Origin of the sequence: Phreatobacter oligotrophus (genome assembly GCF_003046185.1) — a bacterium.
In the GTDB taxonomy this organism is placed as follows: domain Bacteria; phylum Pseudomonadota; class Alphaproteobacteria; order Rhizobiales; family Phreatobacteraceae; genus Phreatobacter; species Phreatobacter oligotrophus.
Genome location: NZ_PZZL01000019.1, coordinates 15,735 through 29,942, shown reverse-complemented (window position 1 = coordinate 29,942; position 14,208 = coordinate 15,735). Strand labels below are relative to the sequence as shown.

Genomic DNA, 14,208 nt, shown 5'->3' with positions numbered 1-14,208 from the left:
GATGAGCAGCCTTGGCAGGCTTTTTGGTTGAAGTAGAAGTGCAAGATCTTCCCGTCCTCTTCCCGGGAGAAGCGGTTCGGCAACTCCTCGCCCATGGGGCAACGATACGTGTCGGTATCGGGCCGGTAGGTGAAGTCGTCCTTCGCCCACAGCCCGCGGGCGCGAGCTGGCGAGGTGTCAGGTTTTGGCACCAGTGCCGTGATGCCTGCCTCGTCGCAGGCGCGTAGTTGCCAGCCCTCGTAGTAACCGCGGTCGGCGAGCACCGTTAGGCTTTCAGCCTGTGTCTCGATCTTGGCCGCAGTGGCCATCGGCAGCAACTGCGAGCGGTCACTCCCCTTGTTGGTCAGTTCATGTGCGACCACCAGATGATGCCGGGCGTCCACGGCCGTTTGCATGTTGTATCCCACCACACCGTGGCGATCGTTGGCGGTCGCCATGGCACGGGCGTCCGCGTCGGTGAGTGAGAGCTGGCCGTCAGGAGCGGTCTCAAGCTGCCGGCCGATCTCCTCCAGTTCAACGAGGCGACCGCGCAGCAGGGCGAGCCGCTCCTTCAGGCGCTCCATCGTGGCAGCAGGCGGAGCCGCATCTGCCCGATCCGCAGCATCGAGGTCCGCCATGTATTGCTCGATGGTCTCTTCCACATGCGCCTTGCGGCGGGCGAGCTTGGCCTTTGTGAAGTTCCTCTCATGGGTGTTCACAGCCCGGAACTTGGACCCATCGATTGCAACGACACTGCCGCCGACAAGGCCAAGCGCTCGACAGACCGCGATGAACCTCTGGCACGCCTGCTTGATCGCGAGCGCGTTGTCGTGCCGGAAGTCCGCGATCGTTTTGAAGTCGGGAGCCAGCTTCCCCGTCAGCCACATCAGCTCGACATTGCGGCCCGCTTCCCGCTCCAGTTTCCGGCTCGACGTCAGTTGGTGCACGTAGCCATAGATGTAGAGCTTCAGCATCATGCCGGGCGCGTAACCCGGCCGTCCCGTCGCCGCAGGATGGACGCGCGTGAAGCCGAGCGCTCCCAGATCAAGCTCATCCACGAAGGCGTCGATCACCCGAACTGGATTGTCCGGGCCGACATAATCTTCGAGGCATGGAGGTAGAAGCGAAGGCTGGTGGCTATCAGACGCCTCGACAAAACGTCCCATCCGGCACCTCCGAACCAGCTGTCGAAGGATATCACAGTGCAGGTTTCCACACAGCCTCGAGGCGCGAAGCGGACGCGCTTTGGAGGCCGATCCTGGGCCCAAAGCCGACATCATAAACGTCCGGTGTTGGGCAATTGAACTTGGCTGGGAAATGGTAGCTAGGGCTCATCGAAACACCGGGTCCGGTAAGGACCACAACTACCCGCGCGAGAGCCGGGCGTCAGCCTGATGTTGCAGGTCAGAGGTGTTCAATCCGGCGAACGACCCAAGGGCCGCGTTCAAGTTATTGAACATCGCCGATCTGGCCAGATGCAACCAAGATTTCCAAATCGCATCGTGATGTCAGCACCTTAGGCTGATCAAGACCTAGCGGCCGCTGACTGGCACGGAAGTTTCAACAGTTCCCTCGAACGCGAGGCCTGTAAATGTCACTTCTGTTCCTGGTATTTGGTGCCCTGGCATATGCTCCACTCGCAGCCTGGCTCGGCGGGCGCTCTTCTGCGGTCGTGGCTGTTGGCCCGCTTGTGCTGTTCGGCGCGTTCCTGACCTTCGTGCCGGTTGTTGCCGACGGCGGTCACATCCTCGAAACGTGGAACTGGATACCCAGTCTGGGGGTGACGGCTGCCTTCAGGGTTGACGGCCTATCGCTCACCTTCGCTTTGCTGATCACCGGGATCGGCGCGTGCATCTTTCTTTATGCGTCGGCGTATCTTTCAGGGGCGGAGCGGCTCCCAAGGTTCTATGCAACGCTCGCCTTGTTCATGGCTTCCATGATCGGAGCGGTGCTTGCCGATGATCTGGTGCTTCTGGTCGTCTTCTGGGAGCTGACCAGCCTCACGTCATTCCTCCTGATCGGCTATCGCCCGGAAAATCCCGCCACGAGGCGGTCGGCGCAGCAAGGGTTCCTGATCACCGTCACCGGTGGGCTCGCGATGCTTGCCGGTGTTATCGTACTGGGAACGGCGGCTGGGACGACGTCTATTTCCGGGATCGCTTCCCAAGGTGGCGCGATCGCCAACCACCCGTCCGCGCCGGCCATCATCATTCTCATCGCCTGCGGCGCCTTCGCCAAATCCGCGCAGGCTCCCCTGCACTCGTGGCTGGCAAATGCGATGGTGGCTCCCACCCCCGTCTCCGCCTATCTGCACTCCGCCACGATGGTGAAGCTGGGCGTGTATCTGCTTGCGCGGCTCAATCCGACGTTCGGTGAGCACGCCGTGTGGGTCGGACTGCTGATGACATTCGGCGCCATCACCATGGTCACGGGTGCGGCGCTCGCACTCCGGGAAACCGACCTCAAAAAGATACTCGCATATTCCACGATTGCCTCGCTCGGGACTTTGGTCCTGCTGATCGGAACGCCGGGCCAGTTGGCAGCAGTCGCGGCGATGACCTTTCTGATCGTCCACGCGCTGTATAAGGCCTGCCTGTTCATGGTCGCGGGCATCATCGACCATGAAGCGGGCACACGGGACGCGTCCTTCCTTCGTGGACTTCGGCGGACCATGCCGCTGACGTCGGCCGTCGGTCTCGTGGGTGCCCTGTCGATGGCGGGCTTGCCGCCCTTGTTCGGCTTCATCGGCAAGGAGCTGGTCTATGAGGCCGCCTTCGCTGACCCCCTCGCCTGGTTGACTGTTGCTTTGTTGGTCCCTACCAACGCCGTCATGGTGGTGGTCGCGGGCCTTGCCGGTTGGCGAGCCTTTGCTGGCGAACCGGTCGCCGCCGCCAGCACTGCGCACGACCCTGGGCCCGCGATGTTGGCTGGGCCAGCCCTCCTGGCGCTCCTGGGGGCGACTTTTGGGCTTCTGCCGTCCTTGGTCGGAAGCTCACTGATCCTGCCGGCCGCAGCCGCAGTCTCGGGTTTACCCGTTACGTACAAACTCGCGCTCTGGCACGGGTTCACGCCCATGCTCGTCGCCAGCTTGGTGACACTAGCCGCAGGTGCCATCATCTACAGGTCCTGGGACCAGATCAGGGCGCGTCTCGCAGGCACTTCCTTCTTCGAGGACAAAGGACCCGACCGCGCCTATGACCACCTGATGGCTGGGCTGCAGAGCCTTGCCGTCTGGCAGACCGGTTTGATCCAGAACGGCAGCCTTCGCTCATACGCCGGACGGGTTTTCCTGGTGATCGCCGCCGGCGCTTCCGCCACATTGCTGCTGCGGCAGGGCCTCCAAATCCCGTCCTTTCAAGGGGTTCTAGGGGCAGAGATCATTCTCGCCGCACTCCTGTGCATCTCGGCCATTGCCGTCACAGCTGCCCGCAACATCTTCTCAGGCATTGTGTCGGCCGGCATCGTCGGGTTTGCCGTTGCGCTGGTGTTCCTGTTCCAGGGCGCGCCCGACCTCGCCTTCACGCAGTTCTCGGTCGAAGCTCTGGCCATCGTCATCTTCCTCGGAATTATCGGTCGGATGCCGTTCCGAGAGCGAGACTATCGGACGAGGCCGGAACGTCTCCGCGATGGCGCAATCGCCTTAGCACTCGGACTGACCGCAACCCTCGTCATGCTGGCGGTCATCTCCCAACCCTTCAACGATCGCCTGTCCGCGTTCTTCCGCGATGCCAGCGTTCCGCATGCGCATGGCCGCAACATCGTGAACGTCATCATTGTCGACTTTCGTGCTCTCGACACCCTTGGGGAGATTGCAGTGCTTGGTCTTGCAGCACTCGCTGCTGCTGCTGTGCTGGCAGGTCTACGGAAGCCGGTTGAGGAGAAGTCGCCATGAACTCCCTTATTCTGCGCACATCCAGCAAGCTCGTTCTTCCCGTGGCCCTTGTGTTTTCGATTTACGTTCTGCTGCGAGGACACAACGAGCCGGGTGGCGGTTTCATCGGCGGGCTGATCGCTGCGGCCGGCATCACCGTTCATGCACTCCCGCGGGGGCGCGATGCCATGATGAAGACCCTGCGCCTCACACCGAAGGCCATGATCGGCGTGGGCCTGCTGTTGGCCTTGGCCGCAGGCATTCCGGCCCTGATGGGAGGCGAGCCCTATCTGACCCATCTCTGGCCGTTTCCGGCGGCCGGACTTGGGACCGCCTTGATCTTCGATGTCGGCGTCTATCTCACCGTGATCGGCTCGGTCCTGACGTTCCTCTCCTTCTACCTGGAGTCCTGACGTGGAGCCGATATTCGCCATCGCTTTCGGCGTAATGATTGCCGCTGCCGCCTACATGGTCATGTCGCGCAATGTGTTGCGCGTGGCGCTTGGCTTCCTTGTGATGAGCAATGCCGCGAACCTCGCGATCTTTATCGCGGGACGGATGGGGACGACGGTTCCGCCCCTGATCGCGTCAGGCCAGAGCTCGATTGAATCCAGCGCAAACCCGTTGCCCCAGGCCTTGGTCCTGACAGCGATCGTCATCTCCTTTGCCCTCGCTGCATTCACGATGGTGCTGTTCGAAAGTGCCCATCGGCGTCTGAACACCCTCGACACGGAACGCATGCGCGAGGCTGAGCCCATCGTCGGCGGATCGATGATCGCGCCGAAAGGCGACATCACCGACCCTCGCCGACAGCCTCAGGTGGAGGCGGCCCGATGACCCCCCACCTGCTGCTGACTCTACCCGTCGCCTTTCCGCTTATTGGTCTCGCCCTCTGCGCCCTGTTTTGGCGGAATCACAAGCTTCAGCGAGCGGTCAGTCTGCTGGCCAGCGTCGGCCTCCTCTCGTCATCAGTGGCGCTTCTCTTCGCCACCCATGATGGCACGGTGATCGCAACCCAGTTCGGGAGTTGGGCTGCGCCGTTCGGTATCAGTTTTGTGGCCGACATGTTTGCGGCGGCGATGGTGCTGATCACCGGGATCATGGCGGTCGCCGTGGGGGTCTACGGACTGGCTCTCGATGCAGAGGAACGCGAAAGAGCTTTTTTCCACCCGCTCTACCAGGGGCTCCTGCTCGGTGTGACCGGCGCATTCCTGACGGGCGATATCTTCAATCTGTATGTGTGGTTCGAGATCATGCTGATCTCGTCATTCGGTCTGCTGGCAGCAGGCGGCGGGAAAGAACAACTTGACGCTGGCGTCAAATACGTCGCGCTGAACCTTATCGCCACCATCTTTTTCCTGATCTCCGTTGCATTCCTGTATGGCGCAACGGGCACCCTGAACATGGCAGACCTTGCGCGGACCCTGCCAACGATCGAGAACCAGGGGCTTGTTACCACGCTCGGAATTCTCTTTCTGTTGGCATTTGGCGCTAAGGCTGCGGTCTTTCCGCTCTTCTTCTGGCTGCCGGCTGCCTATCACACCGCCTCGGCCCCGGTTGTCGCCATCTTTGCCGCCCTTCTGACGAAGGTGGGCGTGTACGCGATCATCCGTAGCTTCACACTGATGTTCGACACCGATGCTGGCTTTACCGGTCCGGTGATCGCGGTTCTTGCGGGTCTCACAATGGTGACGGGAGTGCTCGGAGCGGCCGCGCACTTCGACACGCGGCGAATACTGTCTTTCCACATCATCAGCCAGATCGGATACATGCTGATTGGAATAGCGGTCGCGACACCGTTGGCCATTGCGGGTTCTGTTCTTTACGTCATCCACCACATCGTCGTGAAGGCAAACCTCTTCCTGATCGCGGGGATCGTGGACCGGGCGGGCGGCTCTTTCCATCTAAAGGAGGTCGGGGGACTTTACCGGACCCTGCCTTGGCTTGGGATCCTCTTTCTCATTCCGGCGCTGTCTCTGGCCGGGCTCCCGCCTCTTTCCGGGTTCTGGTCGAAATTCACGGTGATCAAGGCCAGCTTCGACGCCGGCCATCTGGCGCTCGCCGCAACTGGTCTCGTTGTTGGTGCGCTGACGCTCTATTCGATGCTGAAGATCTGGAACGAGGCGTTCTGGAAGGCTGCGCCCGATGCCTCGGTTGATGCGATGAGGCGCTTTTCGGCTGATCGAACCACCCGACTGATCATGGTGGCGCCAGCAGTCGCATTGGCAGCCATTACACTGACCATCGGACTGGCGGCCGAGCCTTTCGTGGATTTCTCCATGCGTGCTGCCGGACAGCTGCTGGATAAGTCCGTCTACATCGATGCTGTGACTGCCGCATCTCGTCCCTTTGAGAGGAGGCCGTAGTGACGGTGATCCGCGCCTGGCTCGTTCTCGCCTTCTACTTTTTCCGCGACCTCGTTCTTTCTGTGAAGGACGTCGTCGTGACCGTCTTGAACCCTAATCGACCCATCAGGTCAGCAATCATCGCCATACCCCTCGAGGTCGAAAGCGACCCCGGGATTACCCTGCTCGCGAACATGATCACGCTGACGCCGGGAACAACGAGCCTTCACGTCAGCGACGATGGCAAGACGCTGTTCGCGCACGTGATGAACGCCACCGACGAGACGGCTCATCAGATCAAGTCGGGGTTCGAAACACAGGTGAGGAGAGTGCTGACATGACAGCAGCAACTATCCAGGCGATCGGAATTTATGTTTCGGCAAGCCTGCTCTTGGTGGCAGTCCTAGCCGCAGCAATGAGGATCGTCAGAGGGCCAGGTGGGCCGGACAGGGTCGTGGCTTTGGACCTTCTGAGCCTTCTTGGTGTCGCGGCGGCAGCGATGGCTGTTGTGATCTCGGGTTCGACAGCATTCATGGACATAGCGCTGGGCGTTGCCCTCGTCGGCTTCCTCACGACCGTGGCCTTTGCGGCATTCATCGAGCGGGGATCCATCAACGAGGAGGAAGAGCGGTGAATGCTGTCCTTTCCTCACTTTTTCTGGTGGCCGGGTCCGGACTATGCCTGTTGGCGGCCATAGGCGTGCTGCGTCTGCCTGACTTCTTCATGCGCATGCACGCATCAACCAAGGCGGGCGTCGCCGGGACCGGGCTGATCCTCATCGGTGTGGGCTTCAGCGACCCATCGCTGGGGCTTTGGGTGAAGATCGCCCTGGCTGTGACATTCCTCCTTCTGACGACGCCAATAGCGGGACACCTGCTGGCGCGCGCAGGATATGTGGCCGGCGTACCGCTGTGGTCCGGGACATCGATCGACCAATTGAGCGATACCCTGCCGCGTGGAGACTTTGACCGTACCACCCGTCATCCGGCGAAGGCGACCGATCAGCGATCGCTTCGGGATCATGGGCGTGGACTGACCGCAGTCCATGTCGCGATTACGAGTGGGGACGATATCGAAGAGGTTATCCGGCAGGCCGTGGCGATCGCACAAGCGCATGGCGTTCCTCTGGTGGGCTTGGCCATCATCGACGCAACCACAGTCGGACATGTGGGGCCGGTGCCGCTTGGAGGAGCTCATTACGCGGCAAACCTCCGCAACAGCCAGTTCGAGAAGGCGCGTCGCCGGCTGGGCATGTCCGTCCAGATGTTCGAGAGCATCGCCAAGACATCGGGCTGTTCCTACTCGGTCCGCGTGGAGGAGGGCGATGCCGTCGAGATCCTCCGCGATACACGCAGGCCGGACGCGCTGCTGATGGTCTCGCGATCAAGCTGGTTTGATCATGGCGTTGCTGAAGGTGTGTACGATCCGATGCGCCGTCTGGTCAGAAACGGCATCCACCCTCTCATCGGTGTCGAGCGCTGTTGTGCAGATGTCCGCAAGATCGTGTTCGTACACGATGGCTCACCGCACAGCGATCGAACTCTTGATTGGCTCCTTGAGGTCGATCCTTGGCCGGATGCAGGCATCGACGTCGTTCCTGACGAGGGAACCAGCTTGCGGGACCTGGAAAGCGTCAGACAGAAGATCGACGCCGGCAAGCGTTTCCGGATCCCGGCCGAAGGTGTTCTGGCAAGGCCCGAGCCTGATGTTCTGGTTTTCGGCAACGAAGGGCATGAAGGCTGGATCAACCGGCTCAGATCGGGCAGTCGCCCATCTCTCGAGGGTACTCCTGTCGTGATCTTTGGTTAGTCGGGCAACCGGGTTAGGCTCATCGCCACTGTCTGGTGTTGGAGAGCCTCGAGGTGGCGAAAGCGCTCGTGTTGCCCGTTGCCATTCGGCTGCCGCTCCTGGCGGCCGCGATGATCTTCATCGTGGCTGTCGCCTCCACCCAAGCTGCCGTGACCCTGATGGGCCGGCAAACGGACCGGCTCGTCGACGCCTTGGGGCAGACTTATCTCGATGGACTGTCCGCCTCCCTTCTGCCCCACGTCCTCGCCGGCGACGATCGGGGGACCAGGAGCGCGCTCTCGCAGGCCATGGCGTTCCAAACGGATGTTGCCGAACGCCGTCTGGTGTTCATCAAGGCTGGAGGAGGGCCGGTCATCGAGATCCGCCGTCAAGACGTTGCGGCGGACGAGCCACTTCCCGGTGCCATTATGGCGGTGGAGCAAGGCGCCTTTTTCCGAGACGACGGGTCGAAATGGGTGTGGAGGCGCCTCATCAGCTCCGGGATGAATCATGGCACCGTGGCAGCCAATCTCGATACCTCGGCATTGTATTCAGGGCGCAGCATGGTGCGCTGGTCGCTGCTCGCCATCGACCTTGCATTCAGCGGATTGTGCGCGGTGGCCGGCTTCTTCATCGTTCGCCGCATACAGAGGCCTGTCACAATGGTTGCGACGCGGCTTTACGATGCTGCGCTCGGCGTTGTCCGCCCCATTGGCCCGCAGGAGATTCCGACGAACGACGCCCAAGCCGAGCGGATGATCCATGCCTTCAACGCGATGGTGCACGCTGTTGCTGAACGCGACCAGGTTCTGGAGCACCTGGCCGAACAGCAGCGTGCCGCCGATCTCGGTCGCCTCCTGGCGACGGTTGCTCATGAGGTCCGCAATCCGCTCGGCGGAATGAGGACCGCGGTAAGCACCCTCAAACGCTTCGGAGACCAGGAACAGCCACGCCGCGACGCCGTGCTCTTTCTCGAGCGGGGTATCTCCGCCCTGCAGCATGTCGTTGACGCCACCCTGGAAACGTATCGTGCTCGCCCAGAGTGGCGGCCGCTCGCCTTGGCCGATTTCGAGGACCTGCGATTGCTCATCGACGCCGATGGGCGATCGCGGAACGTGAAGCTGGACCTGCATCTAGACATTCCAGACCCTGTCCAAGTTCCGGCGCTGGATGTCCGTCAGATCTTGCTCAACCTCCTGCTCAATGCGGTTCGGGCCTCATCGGATGGAGACGTCGTGGAACTTTCGGCAAAGCTTGACCAGGAGACCCTGTTGGTGAGCGTTGCGGACAAAGGCCGGGGAATTGACCAGCAGATGGCCGAGAGCATCGAAGGTGGCTCTGTTCCGGCCACTGGCGCAGGGCTTGGTGTCGCGGTTGTGATCCGGCTTGTCGAAAATCTGCGTGGTCGTGTATCGATCCAGTCGATCCCGGGAACTGGCACCACGATCACCTTGCGTCTTCCAGTACAGAGCACTGCGGAGATGCCCGCATGACCGCCGGGCCGAATGTGCTCCTGATCGAGGATGACGAGATTCTCGGGGGAGCAATGATCCAGCGTCTGACGCTGGAGGGCTTCACGGCGACGTGGGCGAAGACTTGTCAGCAGGGACTTGGTGCGTTGCAGACGCGATCGTTCGACTTCGTGCTGTCGGACATCGTGCTGCCCGACGGCTCAGGCGAGAGCGTTTTCATTTCCGCCCAGCCGTGGCTCGGAAACACACCCATCGTCTTTGCAACGGCCTTCGGGGAGGTCGAGCAAGCGGTTCGTCTGGTCAAGGCCGGCGCTGATGATTACATCATCAAGCCTTACGATGTGGATGAACTGGTCGCCACCATCAGGGCCAGCCTGACAGGCCGCACGGCGACCGAACGATGGAAATCGCCGGAAGTCGCCGCGTCCCCTTCCGCGCATCGCGGTGACGACCTCCGACGAGCCGCACGGTCCGATCTTCCGGTTCTGCTCGTTGGCGAAACGGGTGTGGGCAAGGAGGTCGCAGCAAGGGAACTTCATGCCCAATCTCTCCGCTCGAAGGCACCGTTCGTTGCGGTGAACTGCGGGGCGATCCCGGCAGAGCTCTTGGAAAGTCAGTTCTTTGGTCACGAGAAGGGAGCGTTCACGGGCGCGACCTACGCGCACAAGGGCTATTTCGAAGAGGCCGCAGATGGCACCTTGTTCCTCGATGAAGTCGGGGAGCTCGACCTGCGGCTTCAGTCGGCTCTCCTGCGGGTCCTCGAGGGGGGTGACTATCGCCCCGTCGGGGCGAGCCGATCGAAGAGGTTCCAGGGCCGGATCGTGGCCGCCACGAATGCCGATCTGAAAGGTCTGCGAGAGGGGCGCCTGTTCAGGGACGATCTCTACTATCGCCTCGCCGTCATTGAGATCGCTATCCCGCCTTTGCGCGAACGGCGTCACGAGATTGCTGCGCTGGCAGAAGCATTCCTGTGTGAGGCGGAGCACAGCGGGGCAGCCAAGGCGGCCATCTCCGATGACGCACTGTCGGCGCTTGTCAGCCACCATTGGCCAGGCAACATCCGCGAACTGCGCAACCGCATTCAGCGTGCTCTGGTGTTTGCAGAGGGAACCGTTCTGAGAGCCGAAGACCTGTTCCCGGAGATGCGTCTGCAAAGCAAGTCCACGACCGCGTTGGCCGCAACGCGACGCGCGGCGGAAGCTGACGCTATCGAGAAAGCCATCGTTGCTTCTGGCGGTAGGATCGGAGAAGCCGCACGCGCCCTTGGGATATCCCGGACTACTTTGTGGAGCCGACGCCAAAAGAAATAAAAATACCGGTCGTAATCTTCTGGCCGAGACAACATTCCTAAATAGTAGAAAGGATTACGCCAAGGCCCGTTCTACTCATTCGCAGGTGCCTTTCGTTCTGTCTGGCGAATTTCCCCCACGGGTTAAGCCAAAAGGCTAACTCGATAGGCTCCCTGGATCTGCTTTGACGATTGAGGCTATCGCCCACCCCTCCTATCCTTGGTGGACCAAATTGCGGTGACGACTCTCTCCTCCACAACGGGCTAACAGATGCGTATTGAGTTCAAAGGTTTCGTGTTCGAACGATATGCGCGAGGGTACTTCTACGTGTGCGTACCTCATGTTCTAGAAGCTTTAATCGACCCAGTGAAACGACTTCGGCTCGTCGATTGGCTTGCGTTGAACGATCCGACACAAAAGCGAGCGCGGCATGCGCATAAGGCATCGCCTCGAGCTTCAGAAGAGTATTATTATTGAACCGCTGATACAACAAACAGGCAAGTCAGGCAGGCTCGTAGCTTTATCCGTCGGCCATTCTATTTAACGGGCCTAAATGGACCAACATGCGCGCGGCGTGCTGTTTTGTCCCAGTGTCTTCCAGGGATCTTTGTGCGACCCTGTGGCGGTCTTGTTTCGCATTACAAGATATCACTCCGCCCACGGGTCCTGGCAGTTCGGGGAACGCCTGCGGCTTCGGTCTCCCCGTCGCGATAACACCCCTGATGATTGGTCGTGGAGGTTTCGAAGGCGCGCTAGCTGGGCTGGCTCTATCCGTTCCATTTGCGTTGGCTTTGTGGATTTTCCTCAGATTGCCGGACAGCGTGGGGGCAATCCTGATGTTCTGCGGAGCGCTGGCGGGGTTCATGTATCGACGCCATCAGACTTAGTCGAGCGTGCGTCCAACCAGCAAGCCGCCGTGGGAACGGGACGCAGGGCGGCACTGGATTATCGTAGTCCGCTAATGAGTAGCCTATGTTACCGGAGAGAGTTGGTCGTATTGGGGTGATCAAGAGCTAGAACACGCCTTGAGGGCGCTCCGCGACAGCGCAATCAGCTGAAATCATTGAAGACGCACGTCAGCTTTACAGATTTTTTGCGCCTGCTTCTTTAGGCATATGACGGGCATTGCAGTGTCTTGGATCCCAACGTTGGCTTCGTTTCCCGAATTGGCGGGTGGGCGTTCGTTGTCTTCCACAAACGCGCTAGTGTGCATGCCATTGCCGAATAATGGGGAGTGAGATGATCCTAGGTGTCCTATTCACAGTGATTGGGCTGGGCTTGATCCTCGTTGCACTTCCTAGAGGCGAGGAAGCGCGTGGCCTCTTCGACAATTCGTTGGTCGCTGTGACGTACCATGGGACCGTCCTGGGCCTGCTTGCGTTCGGCATTGCGTTCATCATCACGGGCGCCTTGTCACGCTAACCGTAAATGATGGCGAACAATTCAGCGCAGCGATGCGCGGAAGTGCCGTTTGATCTGCCCGTTCGGCGGGTCGAGCTCCGTCGCCCGCTAAGCGGACGCCGGTGGGGAAGTCGAAACCCCTTCCGCTATGATCCCATGCCTTCCGAAGATCGCTGCGCAATCTCAGTGGCGGCTAGCAGGTGGGGACGCCTGCCGGACTCGGCGTGTGTCCTGCAAGACGAACGCGCCGATGCAACGGAGGTCGGTGCGCTCCTAAAAATGTCTATCCTGGAGGGCTGATGGCGCCGGGCCGCGATCAAAGCCTATGGCAAAGCTATTTGCTGATCTGCCAGTGACGCCGCCGCCGGGCGAGTATACCCCCCTTATCACGGAACCATATTGTAAAGACATCTCATTGGGCTGAGGAGCCAAACAATGTCGCATCTGCTTCAGTAAACTGCGGTTCATCCGGCAGCAGAATGAAGTACGCAAGACGGATGGCTACCCCTCGGTGACCACTGGGAGGCCCATACGCGTATCCGTGAGGCTCAAGGTCTGGCACCAGCCGCTTCAAACGTTGGAGCGTAGCTATGTCGTCGGGCTTCCAGACGAAGAGTGCTCCCTCCTGTGAGAGGCGTTCCGGAGTGAGCCAAGGCGAGATCCCGAAGTCACCGTCAAGCAGGATCTGTGGCCGTGCACCCGCATAAAAGGCGACGTTTCCCGCATGCCAGCGCTCGCCTACGACGATGCGCAGCGGCTGGTCTGTCCGCCCCGCCCAGCGTCCCTCGAGCTCCGATGCGAGCGCTCTGGCCGGATATAGCGTCGGTACGTGAGATGCACCCCACGCGAGACGCAAGTAGTGGTGCCCGGCATTGATCACCGGGAGTGCGAAGACGATAGCGAGTGCGACGCCCGCCGCCAGTTTGAGGCGACCAATCTTCAGAATGGGACCTGCAATGATGAGGGCTGCGATTCCAGAGAAGGCGAAAAGCGCAGTTCCGCGGCCCTGACGAAATTCTCCACCCACAACAAGGTTTGTCACTAGTGCTATCAGGATCGGCGCAAAGGCCATGGCAAGGAGCAGTGTGCGCTCGCGTTCTGGAACAGGCCTTTCCTCGATGATCAACTCGGCCGGTGGGCGCGCTCGCCCGACGCCAATACACAGGATCAGGAGGGCGATGAGCGCACTGTGCTCGATCACCTGTGCGGCGAAGAAGCTGAAAACGAACCACAGTCGCATTCCCAGCGAGTCAGCAGTGGCATCGGTCGAAATCGCGTGGGCCAGGGATGACCCGCCGGTCTGGATGACCCACCCAACATGCGGGGCCACCAGCAGGAGGCCGGCGACCAGAGCAAGCCAGGGTTCGGGACGTCGAAGTTCGTTTCGGCCCTCGGGAGTGCAGAGGGTCAGTACACCCAGTACGCCGACTAGCAACAGCACGACGTACTTCGCATAGACCGAGATGGCGACAATTAGCGCAAGAGCGAACCACGCGAGCGGCCGGCGCTGGACGACCGCACGCCACCAGAACAGACCCGTGAGGGCCCAAAGCGGAGCCGACAACGTGTCCGGCGTAAAGGTCGCCATCGGCGGGCCGTAGTAGTGGATACCGACGAGGCTGAGGATACTGGCGACCACCCCGGCAGCTGGTCCCAGAACGGTGCGGGCAAGCTTCCAGATGGCGAAGAGTGTCGCGAGAACGCAGGCTTGCGCATAGACATAGGCAAGCCAGGGAGCGGCCGGAGCCCACTGCTCACTCCAGCCAAGGACCCATGCCTGCAACGGCGGGTGCTTGAAGTAGCCCCACTGGAAACTACGGCCCCAGAGGAAGCCCTCGATCGTGTCGCGCGGCAGGGTGTGGAAGCCGATGGCGGGTGCCACGATCGAGACCGCGGCATGGATCAACGCCAACGCCCAGAAGATCGCATTGCCATGCCTGGCCAATAGAACGGCCAACGAGGGCTGCAAGTTCGCCGCCGTCTTGCAGGCCGGCGAACGCCAGATAATGGGCGAAGTTGACAATTGACAACCTGAGAACGTTTGGTGTGGAAGGCGTCTACGC

At 60.9% G+C, this 14,208-nt stretch carries 11 protein-coding genes; 9 read left to right on the top strand and 2 right to left on the bottom strand.

Translation table 11 applies throughout. The features are described 5' to 3' along the window. On the bottom strand, positions 1 to 1,145 hold a 1,145-nt coding region (locus C8P69_RS21605), incomplete at its 3' end, for an IS1182 family transposase (RefSeq protein WP_170118349.1). Positions 1,146 to 1,570: 425 nt separating this feature from the next. Here C8P69_RS21605 and mbhE point away from each other — a divergent pair. Genes mbhE through C8P69_RS21560 form a run of 9 tightly spaced genes read left to right on the top strand, consistent with a single transcriptional unit; the run spans position 1,571 to position 10,765 of the window. After that, a complete protein-coding gene (mbhE, locus tag C8P69_RS21600) occupies positions 1,571 to 3,871 on the top strand; it encodes a hydrogen gas-evolving membrane-bound hydrogenase subunit E (protein WP_108179532.1) in 2,301 nt (766 codons plus the stop codon). Continuing rightward, on the top strand, positions 3,868 to 4,263 hold the full coding sequence (locus C8P69_RS21595) for an MnhB domain-containing protein (protein ID WP_108179531.1): 396 nt from the start codon (positions 3,868 to 3,870) through the stop codon (positions 4,261 to 4,263). Before mbhE ends, C8P69_RS21595 begins: the two co-directional genes overlap by 4 nt. Before the next feature lies 1 nt (position 4,264). Next, on the top strand, positions 4,265 to 4,687 hold the full coding sequence (locus tag C8P69_RS21590; protein WP_108179530.1) for an NADH-quinone oxidoreductase subunit K: 423 nt from the start codon (positions 4,265 to 4,267) through the stop codon (positions 4,685 to 4,687). After that, positions 4,684 to 6,216, top strand: coding sequence for a Na+/H+ antiporter subunit D (locus C8P69_RS21585; protein WP_108179529.1), 1,533 nt, complete (start codon positions 4,684 to 4,686; stop codon positions 6,214 to 6,216). The genes C8P69_RS21590 and C8P69_RS21585 overlap by 4 nt, the downstream gene beginning before the upstream one ends. Further along, on the top strand, positions 6,216 to 6,536 hold the full coding sequence (locus tag C8P69_RS21580) for a Na+/H+ antiporter subunit E (RefSeq protein ID WP_108179528.1): 321 nt from the start codon (positions 6,216 to 6,218) through the stop codon (positions 6,534 to 6,536). The genes C8P69_RS21585 and C8P69_RS21580 overlap by 1 nt, the downstream gene beginning before the upstream one ends. Beyond that, positions 6,533 to 6,829 carry an MrpF/PhaF family protein gene (locus C8P69_RS21575; protein ID WP_108179527.1) on the top strand — a complete coding sequence of 99 codons (297 nt, stop codon included), beginning with the start codon at positions 6,533 to 6,535 and terminating at the stop codon, positions 6,827 to 6,829. Before C8P69_RS21580 ends, C8P69_RS21575 begins: the two co-directional genes overlap by 4 nt. Then, positions 6,826 to 8,004, top strand: a complete 1,179-nt coding sequence (gene mnhG / locus C8P69_RS21570; protein WP_170118348.1) for a monovalent cation/H(+) antiporter subunit G — start codon at positions 6,826 to 6,828, stop codon at positions 8,002 to 8,004. Before C8P69_RS21575 ends, mnhG begins: the two co-directional genes overlap by 4 nt. Positions 8,005 to 8,057: 53 nt before the next feature. Continuing rightward, positions 8,058 to 9,476, top strand: coding sequence for a sensor histidine kinase (locus C8P69_RS21565; RefSeq protein ID WP_108179525.1), 1,419 nt, complete (start codon positions 8,058 to 8,060; stop codon positions 9,474 to 9,476). Continuing rightward, the gene (locus tag C8P69_RS21560) at positions 9,473 to 10,765 is read left to right on the top strand and encodes a sigma-54-dependent transcriptional regulator (protein ID WP_108179524.1); all 1,293 of its coding nucleotides are present in this window, start codon (positions 9,473 to 9,475) and stop codon (positions 10,763 to 10,765) included. The genes C8P69_RS21565 and C8P69_RS21560 overlap by 4 nt, the downstream gene beginning before the upstream one ends. Positions 10,766 to 12,557: 1,792 nt before the next feature. Here C8P69_RS21560 and C8P69_RS21550 read toward each other — a convergent pair. Next, a complete protein-coding gene (locus C8P69_RS21550) occupies positions 12,558 to 14,102 on the bottom strand; it encodes a glycosyltransferase family 39 protein (protein ID WP_170118347.1) in 1,545 nt (514 codons plus the stop codon). Positions 14,103 to 14,208: the final 106 nt, after the last annotated feature.